Here is a 21464-nt window from a genome sequence, read left to right on the forward strand (position 1 = left end):
GAACGGGCCGGTACCCCATCGGGGTGCCGGCCCGTTCGTCGTCTCAGGAGGGGGAGATGCCCAGCCGGTCGGTGAGGAAGAGGAAGGCGACGGCGAAGTCGTTGCCCTCGACCTCGCTGCGCAGCCGGTCCCAGTCCAGCTGCTCCCGGACGGCGCGGACGTGCGGCAGCAGCCGGCCGAAGTCGCAGTAGTGCTCGGTCATCGACCGGAGCTTGCTGGACAGCAGGTCGGTGGCCGGCAGCACCGGCAGCCGGATGCCCAGCAGGTCCATCTCCTCGGACCGCTTCAGCAGCTCGGGGTCGACCGGCTCCCCCACGACCCGGTGCAGCACGTCGACCTGCGCTCCCTCGCAGCCGACCTTGAACAGCCAGTCCTCCGGCGGCCGGACCACCTCGAAACCGGCCTCAGCCAGCACGTCGACCGCGCGCTCGGTGTCCTCCTCGGCGACGACGAAGTCGACGTCGTTCTCCGACTCCGGGGCGCCGTGCGCCCACAGCGCGTAGCCACCGGCCAGCGCGAAGGGCACTCCGTCGGCCTTGAGGGTGGAGGCGGTCCGCTTGAGGGCAGATCGCAGGGCGTCCCGGTCGGCGGGCACGCGTCACGCTCCTCGGTCGGGGACCGGATCGGGTGGAGCGTTACCCGGACGGGTAGCGGTCACGCGTGCGCCTCGCGACCTTCAACATCCTGCACGGACGCTCCCTGGACGACGACCGGGTGGACGTCGACCGCTTCGCCGCGGCGGTGCGGACGCTCGACGCCGACGTCCTGGCGCTGCAGGAGGTGGACCGGGAGCAACCCCGTTCGCACCACGCCGACCTGACCGCGGTGGCCGCCGAGGCGATGGGCGCCGCCGAGCACCGGTTCGTCGCGGCGATCGCCGGCACGCCGGGGGCCACCTGGATGGCGGCGACCGGGCGCGAGCAGCCGGGGACGGCGGAGTACGGCATCGCGCTGCTGTCCCGGTACCCGGTGCGCTCCTGGCAGGTGGTCCGGCTGCCCGCCATCCCGTTCCGGTTCCCGATGTGGCTGCCCGGTCCGCGCAAGGTGATCGTGGTCGACGAGGAGCCGCGGGCCGCCGTCGTCGCGGTGGTGGAGACCCCGCACGGCGAGCTGACCGTGGTGAACACCCACCTGTCGTTCGTGCCGGGGTGGAACCGGCGGCAGCTGCGCCGGCTGCAGCGCGACCTGACCGCGTTCCCCGGACCGCTGGTGCTGATGGGCGACCTGAACATGACCCCGCCGACGCCGACCTCGGTCACCGGCTGGCAGTCCCTGGCCAGCGGGCTGACCTTCCCGCTCGACGCGCCGGACCGGCAACTGGACCACGTGCTGCTGCGCGGGTCGTTCGCGCCGGTCACCGCGGTGTCGGCGCCCGCGCTGCCGCTGTCGGACCACCGCGCGCTCACCGTCGACGTCGGTTGACGGAGGTGCACCATGAGCCACATGCCCGCTGGAACGCTCGTCTTCGACGGTGACTGCGCCTTCTGCACCCGCTCGGCCGACGTCGCCCGCCGCCTGCTGCCCGCCGACGTCGAGGTCGTCCCCTGGCAGTGGACCGACCTGGCCGCCGCCGGGGTGACCGCCGAGCGCGCCCGGTCCGAGGTGCTCTGGATCAGCGGGGACGGAGCGGTGGCCGGCGGGGCGCCCGCGGTGGCGCTGGCACTCCGGGCGGCCGGGGCGCCGTGGTCGCTGGCCGGCCTGCTGCTGTCGGTGCCGCCGCTGCGCTGGGTCGCCCCGCAGCTCTACCGCCTGGTCGCGGCCAACCGGCACCGCCTGCCCGGGGGGACGGCGGCCTGCCGGATGCCCCCGCGCGACGCCGCCTGATCAAGCAGCGCGGTCCTGCCGGCGGGCAGCCAGCTCGAGCAGGCGCGGCGCGAGCGCGTCGGCCACCAGCGCGTAGCCCGCGGACGAGGGGTGGAACCGGTCGGCGGAGAACAGCGACGGGTCGCCGGCGAACCGGGCGGTGAGCTCGGGCGCGACCGGGGCGACGACGCCCCCGGCGGCCGCTGCGGCGGCGGTCTGCCGGGCCCGCAGCTGGTCGCAGATGCCGGCCACCACGGCGCGGAACGCCGGCGGGACCCAGGCCACCGACGACAGGTCGGGCGTCGGGACGACGAGCACCTCGGTGCCGCGGGCGCGCAGCTCCCGCACCGCCGCGCCGAGTGCGGCCGAGGCCCGCGCCGGCGGCACCTGGCGGGTCAGGTCGTTGGCGCCCACGACCAGCAGGGCCAGGTCGGCGTCGACGGCGGTGGCGCGCTGGACCTGCGCCGCGAGGTCGAGGGAGGTGGCACCGGGGACGGCGACGACGTGCAGCTCGACGGAGGAGCCGGCGTCGGTCAGCGTGCGGGTCAGCCGGGCGCCGAGGGTGTCCTGAGGGCGGGCGGCCCCGGTGCCGAAGGCGAGGGAGTCACCGAGGACGAGGAAGCGGAGCGTCACACCCCGTACAACCGCCGTGCGCCGTGCGCTGTGCCGTGATCCGGGACGCCCTCAGCCGCCCTGGGCGAAGAGGGCGGCGGCCTGGGCGTCGTCCACGAACGGGTACTTGACCTTGAACTGGGCCAGCGCATCGGGCACCGACAGCACGTGGGTCTCCCGCCTGCCGGTCGCGTCGACGGTCTGCACGGTGACCATGTCCCCGTTGATCGGCACCCAGTGCGTCTCGGCGTAGTCGGTGAAGACGTTCATGCCGCCATCCTGACCTCCGATGAGTCCGGCCGGCCGGGGCGGTCTGCACTGGACCACCGCTCCCCCAGGAGGACGTCATGACCGGCACCGCACGCCGCACCCACCTCACCTCCGTGCACACCGTCGCCGTCCCCGTCACCGACCAGGACCGCGCGCTGGCCTTCTACGTCGGCGTCCTCGGCTGCGAGGTGCGGCTCGATGGCTCCTACGGTCCCGGCGCCCGGTGGCTGGAGGTCGCGCCGCCCGGTGCGGCGACCACGCTGGCGCTGGTCCGGCGGGACGACGCGCCGTCCGGCGTGGACACCGGCATCCGGCTGGCGACGAGGGACGCCGCCGCCGACCACGCGGCCCTGCGCGCCGCCGGGGCCGACGTCGATCCCGAGCTGATCGACATGGGTCCGCAGGTCCCGCCGATGTTCACCTTCCGCGACCCGGACGGGAACACGCTCGTCGTCGTGCAGCTGGCGTAGCGCCGGGGGTGGCGCGGGGTCGTAGCGTCCCCGGCATGGCCACCTGGGACGACGTCGCACGGCTCGCCCTCGCCCTCCCGGAGGCAACCGAGGGACCGACCCACGGCGGCAACCGCAGCTGGCGGGTGCGGGACAAGCAGTTCGCCTGGCAGCGGCCGCTGCGCCCCAGGGACCTCGCCGAGCTGGGGGACGCCGCACCGGCCGGCCCGGTGCTGGGCGCGTACGTCCCGGACGTCGGTGTGCGCACCGCGCTGATCGCGGACTCCCCCGGCGTCTACTTCACCACCGCGCACTTCGCCGACCACCCATCCGTGCTGGTCCGGCTCGCCGAGGTCGACGCCGCCGAGCTGGCCGAGCTGCTCGACGAGGCGTGGGCGTGCCGGGCACCCCGCCGGCTGGTCGCCGAGCACCGCCGGCCGGGCTGAGGTCAGCCGGCGGCCGCGGCCACCGCGGCCAGGTGCCGCTGCTTGTCCGCCTCGGGCAGGAAGCTGGCCCGGAAGCTGTTCTCCGCCAGCAGCCGCCGTTCCGCGGCACCGAGGCCGAGCGCCCGGCAGGCGGCGACGGTGTTGTCGTGCAGGTAGCCACCGAAGTAGGCCGGGTCGTCGGAGTTGACGTTGACCAGCAGGCCGGCGTCCAGCATCGAGCGCAGCGGGTGCGCAGCCAGGCCGGGCACCGCCTTGAGGGCGACGTTGGACAGCGGGCAGACGGTCAGCGGGACCTGCTCCTCCCGCAGCCGGGCCACCAGCGAGGGGTCCTCCATGCTGCGGATGCCGTGGTCGACCCGCTCGACACCGAGGGCGTCCAGCGCGCCGTGCACGTAGCCGGGCGGCCCCTCCTCCCCCGCGTGCGCGACCCGGTGCAGGCCCTCGTCGGCCGCCAGCGCGTAGGCGCGCCGGAAGAGCTCCGGCGGGAACCCGACCTCGGCACTGTCCAGCCCGACGCCGATGACGAGGTCGTGCCACGGGCGCAGCCGCGGCACCAGCGCCTCGGCCTCCTCCGGGTCCCGGTCGCGCACGAAGCAGACGATCAGCCGGGCGCTGAGCCCGTGCCGCTGCTCCGCCGTCCGGAAGGCCTCGGCCAGCCCGTCCAGGACGACCTCGAGCGGCACGCCGCGGCTGGTGTGGGCCTGCGGGTCGACGAACACCTCCGCGTGCCGCACCCCGTGCGCCGCGGCCCGGGCCAGGTAGGCCTCGGCCAGGTCGGTGAAGTCCTGCGGCTGCTGCAGCACCTCGGTGAGCTCGTAGTAGAGGTCCAGGAAGGACGGCAGGTCGCTGAACGAGTACGCCCGGCGCAGCGACGCCAGGTCGGGGTGGCGCAGCCGGACCCGGTTGCGCCGGGCCAGGTCGACCGCAAGCTCGGGCTCGAGGGTCCCCTCGATGTGCAGGTGCAGCTCGGCGGTGGGCAGGGCGGGCACCTTGGAGCTGGTCTGCATGGCCGGCATTGTCACCCGGGCGCTGTGGTCAGGGGACCATCCGCTGAGGAGAGCCGGTGTGCCACTCCAGGACGACGATGCTCGCGTCGTCCTGCAGTTGGCCACCCTGGTGCTCCAGGACCTTGCGCATCAGCCGGCGCAGCGCCTCCGGGGCTGCGTCCCCGGAGGCCCCGGCCTGGAGGACGAAGTCCGCCAGCCGCTCCTCGCCGAAGAACTCACCGGACTCGGAGCGGGCCTCCACGATCCCGTCGCTGTAGACGAGCACCCGGTCGCCGGGGTGCAGGTGCATCTCGCAGACGTCGGGCTTGCGGACCTGGAGCCCCAGCGGCGGGTGTGGCCGGCACACGGGCGGGCGGACGAAGGCACCGTCCCGCAGGACCAGGGGGTCCGGGTGCCCGGCGTTCACCCACCGCAGCAGCCCGGTGTCCAGGTCCAGCCGGGCGATCGCAGCGGTGGCGAACTGGCTGCCGGTGAAGTTGTCCGCGATGACCCGGTTCACCGCCACGGCGATGTCCGGCAGGTCGTACATCTCCCGACGGGCGTGCCGGTAGGCGCCGATCGCGGCGCTGGCGAGCAGCGCGGCAGGCAGCCCGTGTCCCACGGCGTCCAAGACCAGCACGTGCGCGGAGGAACCGTTGACGGCGTAGTCGAAGCTGTCCCCACCGATGTCATAGGCGGGTTCGAGGGCACCGGACACGACGACCCGATCGGTCGCAAAGGTCATCGGCGGCAGCAGCTCCCACTGGATCTCCGCCGCCACGCTCAGCGTCTTGCGCCGCCGGAGCCGCGCGAAGATGTCGGTGTAGGCCTCGTTGACGACCAGGACCTCGGCGAGCAGGGAGACGAAGGCCTTCGCGGTCTCCTCCACCTCGTCGGTGACGGAGTCCACGAGCAGCTCGACCACGCCCAGCCGCTCGACGCCGTCCAGCAGCGGCACCCACAGCCGGGGACCGCCGCTGCCCGTGGTGCGCACCGTCTCGTGCTTCCGGTAACACCGGCCGGCGACCGAGCCCTCCACCGAGAGCTCCTGGCGCTCCGGCACACCATCGCCGCGGACCGGCTGCAACAACACCTGTTCGTAGTCCACCACGTACAGCACGGTGTCGCGGAAACCCAGTCGGCGGCCGTGCACGGCGACCCGCTCGGCCAGCCTGTCCGGAGCGAGCAGGTGCAGCTCGCGCAGCATGGACCGGAGCGGGCCGGGCAGCGCTGGCTGGTCGATCGACGTCACGGACGCACCCTGGCAGAGAGGCGCATCGCACGCCCAGGGGGTCAGGCCTGCTTCGGCTCGCGCGTCCGGCGGACGTCCCGGATCGCCAGCACCGCGGCGGCCGCGGCGAAGACCACGCTCACCACCAGGCTGAGCGCGTAGGCCTGCCCGTAGTCGCCCTGCCGGCCGGCGCCATCGGACGCCGCCCCGGAGACCGAGACGTAGAAGACCGCGGTGATGACCGCTGCGCCGACGGCGTTCCCGAAGCGCTGCGCGGTCTGCAGCACCCCGCCGGCCGTCGACCCACCGCGGACGTCGACCTCGGCCAGGGACAGCGCCTGGTTCGGCGTGATCACCGAGCCGCCGCCGAGCCCGGCGACCAGCAGCGCCGGGGCCATCGCCGGCGCCACCAGCCCCGGATCGACCTCACCGGCCAGCGCGAGTGCCACCAGCGCGGCCGCCGCCACGCCGACCAGGAACAGCCCGAGCGCGACCACCAGGACCCGCTGCCCCAGCCGGGACACCAGCCGGCCGCCGATCGGCGCCGACAGGGCCGCACCGACCGCGTAGGAGGACGCGGTGAGCCCGGACTGCAGCGGGCTGTAGCCGAGGCCCTCCTGGAGGAAGAGCGCCAGCACCAGCGGGGTGCCGGTGTAGGCGCAGAAGAAGAGCACGGCCAGCACGGTGCCGTCGGCGAAGGACCGGATGCGGAACAGCGCCAGGTCCACCAGGGGGTGGCCGCGCCGACGTCCCGGCCCGCGTTTCCAGCCGACGAAGCCGGCGAGCACCGCGAGTGCCGGCAGCAGCAGCAGCGCCAGCCGGAGGTCGTGGGCGGCGTCGTACTGGACGACGGGGAAGAGCAACCCGAGGACGCCGACCGCCAGCAGCGCCGCGCCGGGGAGGTCCAGCGGCCGGTGGGCGTCCCGGGGCGGCGGCGAGGGCAGCAGCCGGGCGCACAGCACCAGCGCGAGGAGCCCCACCGGCACGTTGACCAGGAAGCACAGCCGCCAGCCGGACTCCTCCCCACCCAGGGCGATCAGCGCACCGCCGACGACCGGGCCGGCGGCGGTCGCGATGCCCACGGCCGCCCCGATCGTGCCGAACGCCCGGCCGCGCTCGTGCTGCGGGAACAGCTGCTGCACCAGGCCGGAGACCTGCGGGTTGACCAGCCCGCCGGCCAGTCCCTGCAGCACCCGGCCGGCGATCAGCACCCCCGGCGTCGGAGCCAGCCCGACGAGTGCGCTGCAGACGACGAAGGCAGCGATCCCGATGAGCAGCACCCGCCGGCGGCCGCGGTCGTCGCCCAGCCGGCCACCGATGATCGGCACCATCCCGAAGGCGAGCGCGTAGCCGGAGACCACCCACTGCAGCTGCGACGGGCCGGCACCGGTGCTCGTGCCGATCGAGGGCAGCGCGACGGTGACGATGCTGACGTCCAGCAGCGTCATGAACAGCGCGGAGACGCAGACACCGAGGGCCACCCACCGCCGCGGGTCGAGCTGTTCCGTCTCGCCGGGGGCGGTGCTGGTCACGGTCGGCATCCTCCGACGGCCGCCACCGGGCCGCTCGTTCTCCGACCGGCTCCCGCCGGTCGCCAGTTGCTTTCGTCAACTCATTGTCGCCCCTCGCTCAAGCAGTGCGCCGCGTCGGCCGATCAGGTCCTGGGTCACCCGAACGGATGACCATCCAGCGGAAGGCGAGGCGGACATGGGCACCCAGGCATCCACCCCGGCACGGACCGGCAACCGGCTGGCACGTTCGGTCGCCACGGTCGTCGTGTCGCTCGCCCTGGGCGTCGGAGTCGCTCCCGCTACCGCCACTGCGGCCCCGACCGACCCCAGCGACACCCAGCTGAGCCAGGCGCAGCAGGCCAAGGCCGACGCCGCCGAGCAGGTCGGCGCACTGTCCGCCGCCCTCGCCGCCGCCCAGACCCAGGTGGACGACGCCCGGGCGCAGTCCGCCATCGCACTGGACGCCTTCCAGGGCGTGCAGGCCGAGTACGAGGCCGCGCAGACCGCCGCCGACGATGCCGCCACCGCTGCCCAGCGCGCCCGGGACGACCTGGCCGCCGCCCGTGCCGACCTCGCCGACTTCGCCCGGCAGAGCTACCTGCAGGGCAGCACCTCACCCACGCTCGAGGCGCTGATGACCGCCGAGGGGCCCACGCAGATCGTCGAGCGGGCCGCCCTGCTGGAGGCCGCGGGGGCGCACCAGGGCAGCGTCGTCGTCCAGGTGACCGCCGCCGAGCAGCAGGCGACCGCCGCCGACCTCGCCGCGCAGACCGCGCTGGCCCGGGCGGCCACGCTCGAGCAGCAGGCCGCCGACGCGCTGGCTGCCGCCGAGGCGCTCGAGGTGACTGCGCGGCAGCAGGCCGCGGGACTGGCGAGCCGGCAGGCCGCCGTGCAGCAGCAGCTCGAGCAGGCCCAGCAGACCCTGCTCGGCCTGGAGGGCGCCCGTGCCGCTGCCGACCAGTACGCCGCCCAGCAGACCGCCGCCGCGGCCCGCGCGGCCGCCGACCAGCGGTCGGCCAGCCATGCCGTGTCCGCCGGCGCCGTCACCACCGCCGGAGCCGGCTCGTCCGCCGCGGCCGAGACCGCGATCTCCGCGGCCCGCCGGTGGCTGGGCACGATCTACGCCTGGGGCGGGGGCTCGCTCACCGGCCCGAGCGTGGGCTGGGGCATCGACGCCGGCATCGTCGGCTTCGACTGCTCGGGCCTGACCCGCTACGCCTACGCCCAGGCCGGCGTCAGCATCCCGCGCAACAGCAGTGCGCAGTACTCAGCGCTGCCGAGGGTCTCCCGCAGCGACCTGCAGCGGGGTGACCTGGTCTTCTGGGCCACCGACACGAGCAGCCCCGCGACGATCCACCACGTCGCCCTCTACCTGGGCGACGGGCAGATCCTGGAGGCACCGGAGAGCGGGTCCCGGGTCCGGGTCACCGCGATGCGGTGGGGCGGCTTCATCGGCGGAGCCCGCCCCAGCGCCTAGGCGAGGGCCTCGGCGGTGAGGGTGACCGAGCGCAGCCGGCCCTCCGTCGTCGGGGACTGGTGGGCGACGATCAGCTCGTCGGCGTCGGCCTGCTTGCGGAAGCCCTCCAGGTACTCGCCCACGTCGTGCGGCGTGCCCACCGCGGCGTGGGTGAACATCGAGCTGACGTGGTGGCCGGCGCCCTGCTCGAGGAGCAGGTCGGCCTCCTCGTCGGTGAAGGAGCGTCCCCGGCCGAAGAGCCCGACGGCCATGGTCCGCCGCACCGCCTGCAAGTTCTCCTCCGCCTGGCTGCGGCTGTCGGCGGCGATGACGTTGACCCCGGCGATCACGTACGGGGCCTCGAGCTCGGCGGAGGGCTGGAACTCCCGCCGGTAGGTGGCCACGGCGGCCTCCAGCGCCTGCGGGGCGAAGTGGCTGGCGAAGGCGTAGGGCAGCCCGAGCGCCGCGGCGAGGTGCGCGCCGAACAGCGACGAGCCGAGCACGTACAGCGGGACACGCGACCCCTTGCCGGGGATGGCGTCGACCCCGGGCACCCGGGTCTGCCCGGCCAGGTAGGCCTGCAGCTCCAGCACGTCCTGCGGGAAGGTGTCGGCCGAGTTCGGGTCGCGGCGCAGCGCGTACATCGTGTTCTGGTCCGAGCCGGGCGCGCGGCCCAGCCCCAGGTCGATCCGCCCGGGGTACATCGCCTCGAGCGTGCCGAACTGCTCGGCGATGGTCAGCGGCGAGTGGTTGGGCAGCATGACCCCGCCGGCCCCGAGCCGGATCGACGACGTCCGGGCGCCCACGTGCGCGATGAGCACGCTGGTCGCCGACGAGGCGATCGTCGGCATGTTGTGGTGCTCGGCGTACCAGACACGGCGGTAGCCGTGCTCCTCCGCGCGCTGGGCGAGCGCGACGCTGGCGGCGATGCTGCTGCTGACGGTCTCCCCGCGGGCGATCGGCGCGAGGTCGAGGACGGACAGCGGGATGCGCATGGGATGCCTTCCGGTCGGTTGTCCGGACCAACGCGGAGGGCGCCGCTCCCCTTCCCCACCGCCGGGTGGGGCACGTCTCCACGCGCACCCCGTGACGGTGGTGCCGTTCGGGTCCGCCCCTTCCGGAACCCCCGCCGCACGTGTCACGCTGGGGGATCCACCGTGGACGCAACGCCTTCTCCTCGGGAGCAGCCGTGGTGTTGACCCGGAGCACGTACGCACCGGACTACGTCGAGCAGCGGCGGGCCGCCGTCGACGCGCAACTGGACGCCTACCGGAGGCTGGTGAGCGAGGCCGACTGCGCCCCGGACGCCCTGTACGACTTCGAGCCGGTCTTCTTCAACAACATGGTCATCGCCTTGGAGCACAGCTTCGTGCACCGCGGCCGGGGCCTGGAGGAGGGCGACGGGACGGCCCTGGACGAGGTGCGGCTGATCAGCGAGTCGCTGCACCGCGGCAACACGGTGATCACCGACCGGCAGATCCGGCTGGACCCGGACCGGACGGTGCTGAAGTACCGGCACGGTGATGAGATCGCGGTCCGCGAGGCCGACTTCGTCGCCCTGTGCAAGGCCTTCTTCGCCGAGCTGGAGAGCAGCTACCTGTAACCCCGGATGACGTCCACGACCAGCTCGGGGACGACGTAGCGCTCCCCCGGCACCGCGCGCTCCGGGAAGTCGAAGACCGCCAGCATGGACTGCATCGGGTAGTCCGGGGTGACCGCCACCGAGCGCACCGGCTCCCCGTCGACGGAGAAGACGGCGCCGTCGGGCCGCCAGTCGACCGCGTAGGTGTGGAAGTCGGCGACGTCGACGGCCAGCCGCGGGGCGGCGAAGTCCTCGACCGACCGCGGGTCCCGGAACGGGTGCGCACCCATCCCCACGGCGGCGCTGGGCCGACCGTCGTCCCCGACCCGGACCGCGTCCCCGAAGACCTCGGCCACGCACAGCTCCGCGGAGCGCTCGGGTCGGTCCTCGAACCCGACCAGCCACCAGGCCGCCATCGACCGGGCGGTCAGGGTCATCCGCGCCCGCATCTCCAGCCGGCCGAACGTCGGCGTCCATCCCGCCAGCGCCGGCTGCTCCTCCCGGACGACCGCGCCCGGTCGCACCGGCTGCTGGCCGACCGTGCTGCCGACCGGGCCGGAGAACACCCCGGACTGGACGCAGGAGACCCGCAGCGGCGGGTGGTCGTCGGGACACCAGAGCGGGTGCTCGGCGGGCAGGAACAGCCGGAGGCAGGAGTCACGCACCTCGTAGGCAGCCGCGGTGGCCGCGCGCGAGGTCCACTGCGGGAGGTAGTGCGGCACCCAGACAGCGGTGTCGAGGCCCGGTCCGTCGAAGTCGTCGGCAAACGTCGGCACGGTCGGCCATCCTGGAGCCGCGGCCTCCGGCGGGGAAGAGCTCCGGGCGCGCGCCGTTCCGGCCCGGTCCCGTCCGTCGGTCACTACGGTGTGCCCGTGCGCGACGGGGAGGGCAGGACGACCGGCACGAGCCGGTCCCCCCGGGGCAACCCCGGGGACTCGTGAGAAGCCCAGGCACGGCGTCATGAGCCGGACGGCGCGCTCCGCGCACGCAGCGGCGCATCGCCCAGGGACAGGCTGGTCTCCCCGTCGCGCACCTTCCCGGCCGGCGTGACCGCCGAACGGCACGCCGCCGTCACCGCCTCGGGGATCGCCACCGCACTGCTGGCCGGACCGTGGCGTCGGCGGGACATGGTGCGGCGGGTGGCGGTGGCGCTCGGTCAGGCCCGCGCCGCGACCTGGGTGGGCACGATGGTCGGCGAGGTGCAGACCGGCTACCCGCAGGCGCCGGTCGACCGGCCGCGGGAGCTGGCCCGCTTCCTGCGGACGACGCACGGTTGGGCCCGCGGGCAGGACGCGACGCCGCCACCCCGCGTGCTGCGCTGGGAACCGCGGCCGACGGAGCTCGCCTGGTCGCGCTCCCCGGTCGCCGACCTGCCCGACCAGGCCGCGGTCGCCCGGCTGCTGGACGTCGACGCCGGCGAGCTGGCCTGGTTCGCCGACGCCCGCGGGCTGGAGCGCACCGCAGGTGAGCCGCTCCGGCACTACCGGTGGCACGTCGTCCCGCGCCCGCACGGCGTCCGGCTGCTGGCCGCCCCCAAGCCACGGTTGAAGGAGGCGCAACGGCGGCTGCTGCGGCACGTGCTCACCCGGGTGCCGGTGCACGACGCGGCGCACGGATGCGTGCCGGGCCGGTCGGTGCGCACCGCGGTCGCCCCGCACGCCGGGTCCCCGGTCGTGCTGCGGATGGACCTGGAGGCGTTCTTCGCCTCGGTCGCGGCCGCGCGGGTGCACGGGCTGCTCCTCGGCCCGGCCGGGCTGCCAGAGCCGGTCGCGCACCTGCTCACCTCGCTGGCGACGACGGTGGTGCCCGCGCAGGTGTGGCGGCAGGTCCCCCTGCCGACCGGCGTCGAGGCCCGGGAGCGGCACCGCCGGCTGGGCCGGCAGCTGGCCGTCCCGCACCTGCCGCAGGGGGCGCCGACGTCCCCGGCGCTGGCGAACCTGGTGTGCTTCCGGCTGGACCGGCGGCTCGCCGGGCTGGCCGCCTCGTGCGGGGCCCGGTACACCCGCTACGTCGACGACCTGACCTTCAGCGGGGGCACGGCGGTCGGCCGGGACCGCTTCGCCGACCTGGTGGCCCGGGTCGTCACCGACGAGGGCTTCCGGGTGAACGCCGCCAAGACGGCGGCGACCAGTGCCGCGCGCCGGCAGTCGGTGCTGGGCGCGGTCGTCAACACCCGGCCCACGCTGTCGCGCCGGGAACGCGACGCGCTGCGGGCGCTGCTGCACAACTGCGCCACCTCCGGCTGGGCCGGCCAGACCCGCGGCCGCGAGCCCGCCACCTTCCGCGACCACGTGCTCGGCCGGGTGGCGTGGGCGGCGTCGCTCGACCCGGCCTTCGGCGCCCGGCTGCACGCCCTCGCCGAGCGGATCGACTGGTCGCACGGGCCGGCCGGCTAGCGGCTCTGCAGCGCGTCCAGCGCGACGGCCATCGAGGCCGCGACGCGGAAGTCCAGCCGCGGGTCGGGCACGGTCACGGTGTACCGGTCGCGGACCGCCTTCTGCCGCTCGCTGACCAGCACCGGCCGGCCGGTGGCGGTGTCGGTGAAGTCGAAGTGGAAGACGAAGGGCACCCAGACGTCACCGACGTAGGGCAGCAGGTCCCAGACCCGGCGCAGGACGGCGACCGACATGCGGCGCTCCTGCCCGACCGCCTCCAGCCCCGGCACCGACAGGTTCCAGGTCGAGCGCAGCAGGCTGGCGCCGAACTGCTTGCTGAAGCTGCCCAGCGGCACGCCGTTCTCGTCGAGGACGTCGTGCTCGGCGTGCACGTCCAGCCGCTGCCGGGCCTTGAAGGAGAACACCCGACGGGTCCGGGACTCGTCGGAGAAGAACTCGACCTCCTCCTTGAGCTTCATCCGCTTCTGCTCGGCGAAGGCCAGCAGCTGACCCTCGCCGCCGTCCGGGCCCACCGCCCGGACCTCGTACCGGTTGACCATGACCGTGATCCGCTGCTTGATCAGGAAGGCCGGGACGACCATCGGGGCGGACGGACCTGTCACGGCTGCTCCTGGGGCTGGGTGGACGTGCGGGAGCCCATCCTGGCGCATCCTCCGCTGTGCGCTACCGGGAGCGGTCCACGTCGAAGGAGAGCTCGGTCATCGGCACCTGCCGGTCGACCAGCCTGGCGGAGAGGTCGTCCAGCGTGGTCCCGGTGGCGTACGCGTGGGCCCGCAGCACGGCGAGCGCGTCGGGGCTCGCCAGCCGGAGGGCTGCGTTCACCATGCCGATCGCCTGCCACACGGTGGCCCGTCGTCCGGCTGCCGGGGCGTCCAACCAGGCCGGCCCGTCGGCGTGTCCACGGTCCCGCTCGTTCACGACCGCGAAGGCCGCCGCGACCTCGTGGGTGACCGCCACGGCGTCGGCCAGGGACAGCGCACCGGGGTCCCGGGGCGGCACGAGGTAGAGGTCGAGGGCGCCGATGTCGCGCAGGTCGTCCTCCAGCGGGAGCGAGAGGGTGGCCCGGATCGGGGTGGTGCTCGCCAGGCAGTCGTAGAAGGCCGGCCACCGGGACCGGATGGTCGCCTCGTCGGCCATGAGCGGGCGGCCCTCGGCGTGCGCAGCGAGGCAGGGGCCCTCCCCGACGGTGAACTGCAGGCGCTCGGCCTCGGCCGACACCGCATCGCTGGCCCCCAGCGGCAGCCGCCGGTCGTCGGCGAAGAAGAGGCTGATGCCGGCCCCGTCGACGGGCAGCGCCCGGGCGCAGGCCCGGGCGAGCCGTTCGGGGAGCAGTTCGGGGCCGGGCATCTGCGCCGAGGAGGCGGCCAGTGCGGTGCGGAACTGCTCGATCAGGGTCACGCGGCTCCCGCCGGCCGGAGCCGTCCTGAGGACAGCGCGCAGCGCCGGCTCCGCTCGCCGGCTCCTGGGGACTGCCCGCTCGCCCGGCCGGGAAACCCCCGGGCGCAGCAGGTCGGTCCACCAACTGGTCCAGCAGGGCGAACGTGCGCCGGGCCATCAGGTCGGCACCCAGGGCCCGGACCGCCCGGACGCGCGCTCGCGCGCCGAGGTCGGCGCGCCGCCCGGCGTCCGTCAGCAGCACCGCGAGCGCGCCGGCCGCAGTCGCCGAGCGGCTGCGGCATGCTGTCGCCGCCGACCTCGCGGACGGGCTCTCGGTGACCATCTCGGCGGGGGTGGCCTCCGCTCGGGGCGCGCAGGTGGAGCTGGGGGACCTGACCTGCCGGGCGGACCACGCGCTGTACGCCGCGAAGGCCGCCGGTCGCAACCAGGTCAGCTGCGACGAGGACGCCACGGCGGCCTCCCGACCCGTGCGCTGAGCTCGCGAGCTCCGCGTCATCGGTGGGTCCCAGAGGTCGCGGCTGCTCGTCGACCGCTCCCGGACGCCGGCGACCCCCCCGGACCGCGGAGAGTCGCCGGGGCGTCCAGGTGGTCACCACGCCGACCCGCTGGTCTCACGTGCGGAGCGGGCTCGCAGCTCGGTCACGCCGGGCGGCCTCGCCGGCGGAGGGCCCCGGGTCGCCCGACGGGAGCGGGATCTCCGTCGTCAGCGGCAGTGGTGCACCGAAGTCGGGACGCCCGTCGGCGTGCCAGGCCAGACGCTGCGCCCGCGCCGTCCGGCCTTCGTAGGTGTACTCATCGGTGCTCTTGGCGTGGTAGACGAACCAGTCCTCGGTTCCGTCCGGGGAGGTGAAGAAGCCGCTGTGGCCGGGACCGAACACCCCATGGTCGGCTCGGCTTCGGAAGACCGGCTCCGGGTGCTGGTGCCAGGAGCTCGCATCCAGCAGGTCATCGGTCTCATCAGCGCTGAGCATGCCCATGCAGTAGTCGGGTGTACCGGTGTCGCAGGCCGAGTACACGAGGAACACCCTGCCGTTCCGCCGGATGCAGACGGGCCCCTCCCGGATGTCCGGGCAGCCGAACCCGCTCGCGGGCAGCTGTACGCGGTCACCGACCAGCTGCCAGGGGCTGGCCATGCGGGAGAGGTAGAGCACGTGCCCTGGCATGCCCGCCCAGACCAGGTAGAGCGCACCGGAGGGGAGCAGGAGCGGGCTCCCGTCTATCGCGTAGTGCTCATCGGCGGGATCGGTGTTCAGACGCGCCTTGTAGCGGAAGGGACCGCACGGGTCGTCACCGGTGCTCTCCAGGACGTGCATGCGGTGATGGAGGTGGTCGGAGGCATCCGACGCGGTGTAGTAGAGGTACCAGCGTCGACCGTCGGGACCGTCGAGCAGGTGCAGCTCCGGTGCCCACAGCATCGCGCACCGGTCTGGCTCGGTGTCGCTCCAGACGACCTGCGCCGGCGTGTCCGCCAGGTCGGCGATGCTCGAAGCCCTCGTGACCACGATGTGGTCGTGGGAGGTGCCGGTCGAGTAGTAGTGGCCGTCGTGGTGGACCAGCCAGGGATCGGGGTGCTGACTGATCGGGTTGAGGAACGTCGTCACAGCTGCCCCGTCCGTCGAGGGAGGCCTCCCGTGTCGGCGTCCCGACGGTCACGGGCCCGACCGCCGGGGAACTCGAGCCGGACCTGCAGGACCACCGGCGCCCCGTGCCCATGATGACACCCGCCGGGATCGGCACGGACCTGCAGGGCATGGCGCCCGGTCCGGACCAACTGCTGTGCAGACCGTCGAGGGACGGACGACCTGTTCGCCCGCGAGGAGTGCGACCCCGGTCAGCGCACGATCAGGAGAGAGCCCGCAGGTCACCGTCTGTCGGGTTCCGGTCCGGGACCGACGTGGTGCCCTGCGCGGCCAGCCAGGCGGCCCCCCTGCGGGCAGAGGCCTGAGCGAGCCACGCGTCCTGCACCAGTTCGGCCAGTTCCTGCCGGGTGATCTCGCCGAGCCGGCTCGCCTGCACCAGCACCGAGTTGTGCCCGTCGAAGTGCGGGGTGGTGAAGAACGGCGTCGTCTCGTCCTGCACCAGGGCCTGCTTGTCAGCTTCGGACTCGACCCAGAAGACGATCACGTCGGGAAGCCGTTCCCCGGTCGCGGCGTCCACGGCGTCCGGTCGCGGAGTACGGAAGAAGACGAAGGACTTTCCACCCACCTGGTACACAGGATTGCCGCGCTCCCCGTGGACGACGGTCACGTGCGGGAGCCCCCGCGCGAGCTCGTGCACGTCTTCCGCCCGGGCCTGCCGATCAACGGTCACGCCGGGCAGCGTAGGAGCGGTCCCGTGGCCATGCCGGCGGTCGTTCTCGTTGCGAGTGTCGGAGTGCAGACGGGCCGTGCCCGGTAGCCCTGAGTGGGCCGCTGAGGGACGGGGGGCACCTTCGGGGACACGCGTGTGATCTCAGGAACGGCCTCCGGCCCCAGGTGGGAGGGAGTTCCGGCCCACCTTCGCTGTGCAGGTGCGTGTCGTGGGAGCGAGCTCGGCCCGATTTGATCTTGGTGGTGTTCGCTCGCCGTGTGCGTCGCGCGGGTGGTGCCGTGCGGCGCTGACCTGTAAGCAGTCGAGGAAGCGCCGAGGCCGGCGACAGGGTGCTGACCGTGGTCGGCAAGGAACTGGCCGAGTCCAGCGCGGACTGTCGGCCTCGACGGGCGGCGACCGGTCGGGTGAGCCGGTGGGCATCGGTCAGCTCGGCGCAGCGCGCCGGGCGTGGGCGAGCCGGGACGATCGGCCGCAGCGTCATGGGTTCCTCGTCACCCGACAACGCGGACCGACGAGTTCGCGGCTCCCGGCCGGTCCAAGCTCGTGACACCTCAGGAGAGGACACCACCATGTCGGAGCTTCTCGTCGACTTCATCACCTCCCTCGACGGCTACGCATCGGGAGAGGGCTGGCCCGGGTTCTGGGGCCTCGAGGGCCCAGAGTACCTCGCTTGGCTCGGCGAGCAGCCCGAGGTCACCTACCTGATGGGAGCGAACACCTACCGCCTGATGTCGGGCTTCGCCGCGGGCGAGGTCCCGAATGGTCAAGACGAGTTCAGGGCCGAGGAGGAGGCGTCCGTCGACGAGCTGACGCAAGCGTCCAAGGTGGTGTTCTCCTCCTCGCTCGAGGAGTCACTGGCGTGGGCCAACTGCACGCTCGTCCGCGCCGACGCCGTCGAGGCGGTCCGTGCCATGAAGGGGAACGGCTCGGGGCTGCTCAGCACGATCGGCAGCCTCAGCCTGTGCCGGTCCCTGCTCAGAGCCGGACTCGTCGACCGCTTCCGGGTCGGGATGTTCCCGGTGATCACCGGGGCCACGGGCGAGGAACGCATCTACGACGGCTACCCGGACGTCGCCCTCGAGATGATCGAGCACCGGACCTTCGACGGCCGCATCCAGCTGGTCGAGTACAAGCCACGCGTGCTCGAGCACCCGCCGCTCGGCGCCCCGGCGTGACGTCGCCCCGTCCGCTGGTGTCGAACGCCATCACCGCCCGCCGCCTCATCGAACTGGTCGGGCCCAATGCGGTCATCACGTACCTGGCGCCCGAGCCGACCGAAGCAGTGGTGGCGCTCGGTGCCGCGTGCGGACTGGCCGCCGCAAACGGGGCGCTGATCAGCAGGTTTCTGCCACGTCAGACGTTGAAGCGGAACTCCACCACGTCGCCGTCGGCCATGACGAGCCTGCCCGGAGTTCACAGTGCAACTGGACCACGCCCGTAGCTGCCTTGACGTAGCTCAGGAGCGCCTGTCAATGCGCCCCATCAAGGAGACCACCCACAAGGAATACCTAGCCACCCTGCGGAACCTGGACCTGGCCGACGTTCCGTTTGATTCCGTCACGGTAGCAATGCTCAACACGAGGTTGCAGCGTGTCTTGAGCCCCAACACCCGGCGGAAACATGCAATCAACCTCCGGGCTTGCCTGGGCCTTCCCATTCCTTGCCCACGTGCCCAGCGAACCGAATACGACCTTCCTCCCTTGGAGCAGTTAAGGGGGGCGGTAGAGGGCAGCTCGTATCGCCTGTGGGGCTACGCCATGTTGTTGGCTGGCCTCCGCCTGGGTGAGGTTTGCACCAATCAACCAATCAAGGGGAACGTCATCACGGTTGACCGGCAACGTTTGCCGGACGGCACAATCAGCACGCCAAAGACTGGCGGTCCCGTGATTGTTCCGGAGTGGTACGCCGAGGAATACCGCAACCACGACTTCACCAAGGCCGCCAACACGGTTTACATCGGGATTCGCCGGGCAGGCAAGAAGGCAGGTCTTGGTAATTCGTTGACGCCTAAGGTTCTCCGTCATGCGTTCGCTACAAACTTGGTGAACGCCGGTTGCTCGCCCGAGGTACTGCGTCGCCAGATGCGGCACCATGATGTGAGCGTTTCTCTAAGGTTCTATGTTCAGACCACACAGGCGGACGTTGAGGAAGCCATAATCCGCGCCTTCGGTTAGTCAAGTCTAAGGTGCTAAGGAAGGCGCTATCATGCCTACCATGAACAGGGCATACCAGGGCGACGGCAAGTGTCCAGGATGCGGTAAGACGGTCGTCCGACGGTCGGCCTCACTTCCCGATTTGGATAGCAACCTCACACGTACCGTGACAGGTCCGTACGAGTGCACGAACATGCTTTGCGGCTGGTACCAGGAAGAATAGCCAGACAGCAAGAAGCCCGGCAGGTTGCCGATACACGGGGGTGCCTGCCGGGCTTTGTCTGTTTAATATGGCAGTTGTGTTAGCTCGCTCAACCCGGAGCGAGTGAGCAGGACTGAGCCAGCTTGATGGTCACAGATCATCAATCGGTGTCTCGACTAGCACCTGCAAGCTAGCAGACAGCTTCTGCGGGTCTAACTGGTCATAGTCAATAGAGGCACCTTCGGCGATGTACCTACGCAACTCCACGACAGCGTTATGGCTGAGCGATAGAACTTGAAAGGCCATGTCATGCGTCGCCTTTTCATCCGTGTAGTCGTTAGCCCCCAGGTTCAGGCTTTGACGCATATATGCAATGGACAACCGAAAGCAGAACTTCTTGATTTCGGTGTCGCCGATGAGGGTCTGGTAGTCAGCCAGCCGTCTACTGTGCGACAGCAGAGCCTCTCTCACGTTGCCTTTGAGCACCTCACCCACACGCTCTGACATATCGTCACGATGGGCAATTACGGCCTTCAATAGGTCGTTCTGGTAGGTAATCTGTACCTTTGTGCCTTCGTCAACGCGGTCATGCCACCGCTTGAGGAAGTACAAGGTCACGGCCACTGCCGCGCTTCCCGACGTGCTGAGCGTAGCGATATAGACCTTTTGCGCGAAGTCGCTCCAGATGGTTCCGGTCGCCAGAAGGATTGCTGCCAGCAGGCACAACCCGCAGATGACGAAGCAGACGGACGACCAACGCCGCATGGTTCTGGGCTTCATGCCAGTCACGGTAGCTGTGGACCCGGCCTGACACTCGTTAGCCGACTTGACGTCGCGAGTCTCCCTCGGGACTGGCCGGCAACGCTCTAAGCGCTCGCCTGGGAGCATGCTGACCAACGTACGTCAGTGTGGTCCGGATGCTCATGGGCTTTTGGTGAGTCTTTTCGTTTTCCGCGCCTGAGCTTTGGTCGTTTTCACGCTTTCAACGGGAGTTTCGTCAGCATCTTCCCCTATTGGTCTAACTACCTTCGGGTGCAGTCCGGCCGTTGACCTGGATTGGCCCGACTATTGTCGCAATTGGGTCGAATCATGCCTTGAATTTGCCAGAGGTGAGAGTTTACGGTGGCGCTATGAGCTGGACCGAAGACTGGACGCCGACACCGTATGCCGTCACGTGGGACGAGGCGGAGGGCATTTACAGGATCGCGCCAGACGGCGCAATCGCACTGCCCATAGAAGAGGGCGGCAATGAGTTGCTGACCAGATTGCACGGCATCAGTAGCGGGCGGCTAGTTGTGGCTGTTGCTGACTACATGGCTATGGCGGACGAAGGTGACGGCATATTCCGGCTTAGCAATCACCAATTGCGACAGATGGTGAAGGTCCAGCGGGCGAACCATGACCTGGAGTTCTGATACAGCATCTACCCGAGGACTGACATGAACATTGAAGTCGCCACTCGAAGCTGCTTCGGTGACGAGCTGGGGAACCACCTGCTGGCCAACCGCGCGATTCTGCCGCTCAGGGACAAGAGGCCAGCGGCAGGCATTCGTAACCACAACGCTGGAGTGGACCTCAGTAAGTCGTTTGGACCACACAATGGGCTAGCCATCATCAACGGGGAGTTGTCGGGAATCGTTACCGTTGACCTGGACAGTGCCGATTTGCATCCACCCGCACCTATCAATGTGGAGACTGCGAAGGGAGGGCACATCTACCTGCCATGGGCCGGCCAGGTGAGGGCACTTGCTGTGGTTCCCAAGGTCGACGTGTTGGGCGCTGGCGGTTACTCGGAGTTCGTCGGACCTGGGAAGCGGTTCTTGCGCCCGGATTTTGCCGACACGGACACCGTGTCCAACTGGTTGGCTTCTCTGTCCCCCTCTTATGTGAAGGGAGTCTTGCTAGGTAGTGGTTCTAGGGAGTATGGCAAGAGGGTAAGTCCAGATAGTGTTTCCAGAGAGTGTATGTACCCTGAGAAGTTGAGAGCTCTTGGATACAGGCTTCGTGTCGATACAATTAGCAAAACCTATGCCTCACAGATGCGGTCGGCTGCTGTGGGAACCCGCAACAATCTATGTTTTCGGTACGCCTTGGAAGTCCTCCGCTGTGGAGCGGACTTGGAAGCGTTCACAGAGGCAGCGGTTGACAGCGGCCTGACACCGGACGAGGTTCACCGAACGATTCGACAGGCAGAGGCTTCGATCGAGTTGGATTACCGGCCAGAGATTGAAGTCTTCGAACGCGTCCAGGGGTGGCTGGCGGCGCACGCTGGCATGAAGGGAATCACGCTTGACCTTGCGCAATGCTTGGCCTTCGAGGCCATCGAGTGCAACACGACTCGGCCGCAGTTGAGTCAAGTACGCGCCGCCATGGATGTAGGTAGCGATGCTCCATACGTGGGGCGCGTCCTGAAGATTATGGCCGATAAGCATAGGGCCGTGAGAGTTCACGTGCCGAAGGGGCGGCAGGCGAACGGCCTGAGCCACTGCAACAACTACGAATTGACGATCGAAGGCGTGACTATCTGACGCTAGTGCCCAGCTCGTCCAATCCTGAGGTAACTGCCCGTTGCGCGCGTCGATTGACCGTTCGCTGACGTGCACGTCGCATGTCGAGACGTCGACAATTTTGGAGACGCCAGGTTGAACTGGTGCCGGTC

The 21464-nt window shown here is 71.3% G+C and carries 26 protein-coding genes; 13 read left to right on the top strand and 13 right to left on the bottom strand.

The window, feature by feature from the left end:
- Nucleotides 1-43 precede the first annotated feature (43 nt).
- The gene (locus FHL79_RS08000) at nt 44-595 is read right to left on the bottom strand and encodes a nucleotidyltransferase (protein ID WP_246080507.1); all 552 of its coding nucleotides are present in this window, start codon (nt 593-595) and stop codon (nt 44-46) included.
- Between the two features lie 65 nt (nt 596-660).
- Between FHL79_RS08000 and FHL79_RS08005 the strand changes: the two genes are divergently transcribed.
- Entirely contained in the window at nt 661-1422 is a 762-nt protein-coding gene (locus tag FHL79_RS08005) for an endonuclease/exonuclease/phosphatase family protein (RefSeq protein WP_138758082.1), read from the top strand.
- 21 nt (nt 1423-1443) lie between these two features.
- Entirely contained in the window at nt 1444-1824 is a 381-nt protein-coding gene (locus FHL79_RS08010; RefSeq protein WP_138758083.1) for a thiol-disulfide oxidoreductase DCC family protein, read from the top strand.
- On the opposite strand, the gene FHL79_RS08015 is transcribed toward FHL79_RS08010, so the two are convergent.
- Nucleotides 1825-2436: a GDSL-type esterase/lipase family protein gene (locus FHL79_RS08015; RefSeq protein WP_138758084.1), complete on the bottom strand. Its 612-nt coding sequence runs from the start codon at nt 2434-2436 to the stop codon at nt 1825-1827.
- Nucleotides 2437-2487: 51 nt separating this feature from the next.
- Nucleotides 2488-2685: a hypothetical protein gene (locus FHL79_RS08020; protein WP_014739155.1), complete on the bottom strand. Its 198-nt coding sequence runs from the start codon at nt 2683-2685 to the stop codon at nt 2488-2490.
- Nucleotides 2686-2762: 77 nt separating this feature from the next.
- Between FHL79_RS08020 and FHL79_RS08025 the strand changes: the two genes are divergently transcribed.
- Entirely contained in the window at nt 2763-3155 is a 393-nt protein-coding gene (locus FHL79_RS08025) for a VOC family protein (protein WP_138758085.1), read from the top strand.
- A gap of 35 nt (nt 3156-3190) precedes the next feature.
- Nucleotides 3191-3580, top strand: coding sequence for an MmcQ/YjbR family DNA-binding protein (locus tag FHL79_RS08030; RefSeq protein ID WP_138758086.1), 390 nt, complete (start codon nt 3191-3193; stop codon nt 3578-3580).
- A 2-nt stretch (nt 3581-3582) separates the two neighbouring features.
- Here FHL79_RS08030 and FHL79_RS08035 read toward each other — a convergent pair whose 3' ends face one another.
- Genes FHL79_RS08035 through FHL79_RS08045 form a run of 3 tightly spaced genes read right to left on the bottom strand, consistent with a single transcriptional unit; the run spans nt 3583 to nt 7329 of the window.
- Nucleotides 3583-4587 (bottom strand): adenosine deaminase, encoded by a 1005-nt coding sequence (locus FHL79_RS08035; RefSeq protein WP_138758087.1) that lies wholly within the window; start codon nt 4585-4587, stop codon nt 3583-3585.
- Between the two features lie 28 nt (nt 4588-4615).
- On the bottom strand, nt 4616-5818 hold the full coding sequence (locus FHL79_RS08040) for a PP2C family protein-serine/threonine phosphatase (RefSeq protein ID WP_246080509.1): 1203 nt from the start codon (nt 5816-5818) through the stop codon (nt 4616-4618).
- A gap of 41 nt (nt 5819-5859) precedes the next feature.
- On the bottom strand, nt 5860-7329 hold the full coding sequence (locus FHL79_RS08045) for an MFS transporter (protein WP_218938374.1): 1470 nt from the start codon (nt 7327-7329) through the stop codon (nt 5860-5862).
- 175 nt (nt 7330-7504) lie between these two features.
- Here FHL79_RS08045 and FHL79_RS26125 point away from each other — a divergent pair, with 175 nt between their 5' ends.
- Nucleotides 7505-8785 (top strand): NlpC/P60 family protein, encoded by a 1281-nt coding sequence (locus tag FHL79_RS26125; protein WP_138758089.1) that lies wholly within the window; start codon nt 7505-7507, stop codon nt 8783-8785.
- Here the strand turns inward: FHL79_RS26125 and FHL79_RS08055 are convergent.
- Nucleotides 8782-9759: an LLM class flavin-dependent oxidoreductase gene (locus FHL79_RS08055; protein WP_138758090.1), complete on the bottom strand. Its 978-nt coding sequence runs from the start codon at nt 9757-9759 to the stop codon at nt 8782-8784. The two genes, FHL79_RS26125 and FHL79_RS08055, sit on opposite strands and share 4 nt — an antisense overlap.
- A 194-nt stretch (nt 9760-9953) precedes the next feature.
- On the opposite strand from FHL79_RS08055, the gene FHL79_RS08060 reads away from it, so the two are divergent.
- Complete coding sequence (locus FHL79_RS08060; protein ID WP_138758091.1) at nt 9954-10367, top strand: hypothetical protein; 414 nt, start codon at nt 9954-9956, stop codon at nt 10365-10367.
- Here the strand turns inward: FHL79_RS08060 and FHL79_RS08065 are convergent.
- Entirely contained in the window at nt 10358-11122 is a 765-nt protein-coding gene (locus FHL79_RS08065) for a glycoside hydrolase family 16 protein (RefSeq protein ID WP_138758092.1), read from the bottom strand. The two genes, FHL79_RS08060 and FHL79_RS08065, sit on opposite strands and share 10 nt — an antisense overlap.
- Nucleotides 11123-11392: 270 nt before the next feature.
- Here FHL79_RS08065 and FHL79_RS08070 point away from each other — a divergent pair, with 270 nt between their 5' ends.
- On the top strand, nt 11393-12742 hold the full coding sequence (locus FHL79_RS08070; RefSeq protein WP_218938375.1) for a reverse transcriptase family protein: 1350 nt from the start codon (nt 11393-11395) through the stop codon (nt 12740-12742).
- Here FHL79_RS08070 and FHL79_RS08075 read toward each other — a convergent pair.
- Nucleotides 12739-13344 carry an LURP-one-related family protein gene (locus FHL79_RS08075; RefSeq protein ID WP_218938376.1) on the bottom strand — a complete coding sequence of 202 codons (606 nt, stop codon included), beginning with the start codon at nt 13342-13344 and terminating at the stop codon, nt 12739-12741. The two genes, FHL79_RS08070 and FHL79_RS08075, sit on opposite strands and share 4 nt — an antisense overlap.
- A gap of 61 nt (nt 13345-13405) precedes the next feature.
- Nucleotides 13406-14140 (bottom strand): GAF and ANTAR domain-containing protein, encoded by a 735-nt coding sequence (locus tag FHL79_RS08080; protein ID WP_246080511.1) that lies wholly within the window; start codon nt 14138-14140, stop codon nt 13406-13408.
- A gap of 143 nt (nt 14141-14283) precedes the next feature.
- Here FHL79_RS08080 and FHL79_RS08085 point away from each other — a divergent pair, with 143 nt between their 5' ends.
- Nucleotides 14284-14616, top strand: coding sequence for a diguanylate cyclase domain-containing protein (locus tag FHL79_RS08085; protein WP_218938377.1), 333 nt, complete (start codon nt 14284-14286; stop codon nt 14614-14616).
- A gap of 135 nt (nt 14617-14751) precedes the next feature.
- Here the strand turns inward: FHL79_RS08085 and FHL79_RS08090 are convergent, their stop codons facing one another.
- On the bottom strand, nt 14752-15741 hold the full coding sequence (locus FHL79_RS08090; protein WP_138758095.1) for a glycoside hydrolase family 43 protein: 990 nt from the start codon (nt 15739-15741) through the stop codon (nt 14752-14754).
- Between the two features lie 241 nt (nt 15742-15982).
- Entirely contained in the window at nt 15983-16450 is a 468-nt protein-coding gene (locus FHL79_RS08095; RefSeq protein ID WP_138758096.1) for an MmcQ/YjbR family DNA-binding protein, read from the bottom strand.
- 569 nt (nt 16451-17019) lie between these two features.
- Between FHL79_RS08095 and FHL79_RS08100 the strand changes: the two genes are divergently transcribed.
- Genes FHL79_RS08100 through FHL79_RS08110 form a run of 3 tightly spaced genes read left to right on the top strand, consistent with a single transcriptional unit; the run spans nt 17020 to nt 18624 of the window.
- Nucleotides 17020-17625: a dihydrofolate reductase family protein gene (locus tag FHL79_RS08100; protein WP_138758097.1), complete on the top strand. Its 606-nt coding sequence runs from the start codon at nt 17020-17022 to the stop codon at nt 17623-17625.
- Nucleotides 17626-17642: 17 nt separating this feature from the next.
- The gene (locus tag FHL79_RS08105; RefSeq protein ID WP_138758098.1) at nt 17643-17891 is read left to right on the top strand and encodes a hypothetical protein; all 249 of its coding nucleotides are present in this window, start codon (nt 17643-17645) and stop codon (nt 17889-17891) included.
- 31 nt (nt 17892-17922) lie between these two features.
- Nucleotides 17923-18624 carry a tyrosine-type recombinase/integrase gene (locus tag FHL79_RS08110; protein WP_138758099.1) on the top strand — a complete coding sequence of 234 codons (702 nt, stop codon included), beginning with the start codon at nt 17923-17925 and terminating at the stop codon, nt 18622-18624.
- A 331-nt stretch (nt 18625-18955) separates the two neighbouring features.
- Here FHL79_RS08110 and FHL79_RS08115 read toward each other — a convergent pair whose 3' ends face one another.
- The gene (locus tag FHL79_RS08115; protein ID WP_138758100.1) at nt 18956-19585 is read right to left on the bottom strand and encodes a hypothetical protein; all 630 of its coding nucleotides are present in this window, start codon (nt 19583-19585) and stop codon (nt 18956-18958) included.
- 350 nt (nt 19586-19935) lie between these two features.
- Here FHL79_RS08115 and FHL79_RS08120 point away from each other — a divergent pair, with 350 nt between their 5' ends.
- On the top strand, nt 19936-20220 hold the full coding sequence (locus FHL79_RS08120) for a hypothetical protein (protein WP_138758101.1): 285 nt from the start codon (nt 19936-19938) through the stop codon (nt 20218-20220).
- Nucleotides 20221-20244: 24 nt separating this feature from the next.
- Nucleotides 20245-21333, top strand: a complete 1089-nt coding sequence (locus tag FHL79_RS08125) for a bifunctional DNA primase/polymerase (RefSeq protein ID WP_138758102.1) — start codon at nt 20245-20247, stop codon at nt 21331-21333.
- The last annotated feature ends 131 nt before the right edge of the window (nt 21334-21464 follow it).

It is taken from the genome of Modestobacter altitudinis, from assembly GCF_005930475.1.
GTDB lineage: Bacteria > Actinomycetota > Actinomycetes > Mycobacteriales > Geodermatophilaceae > Modestobacter > Modestobacter altitudinis.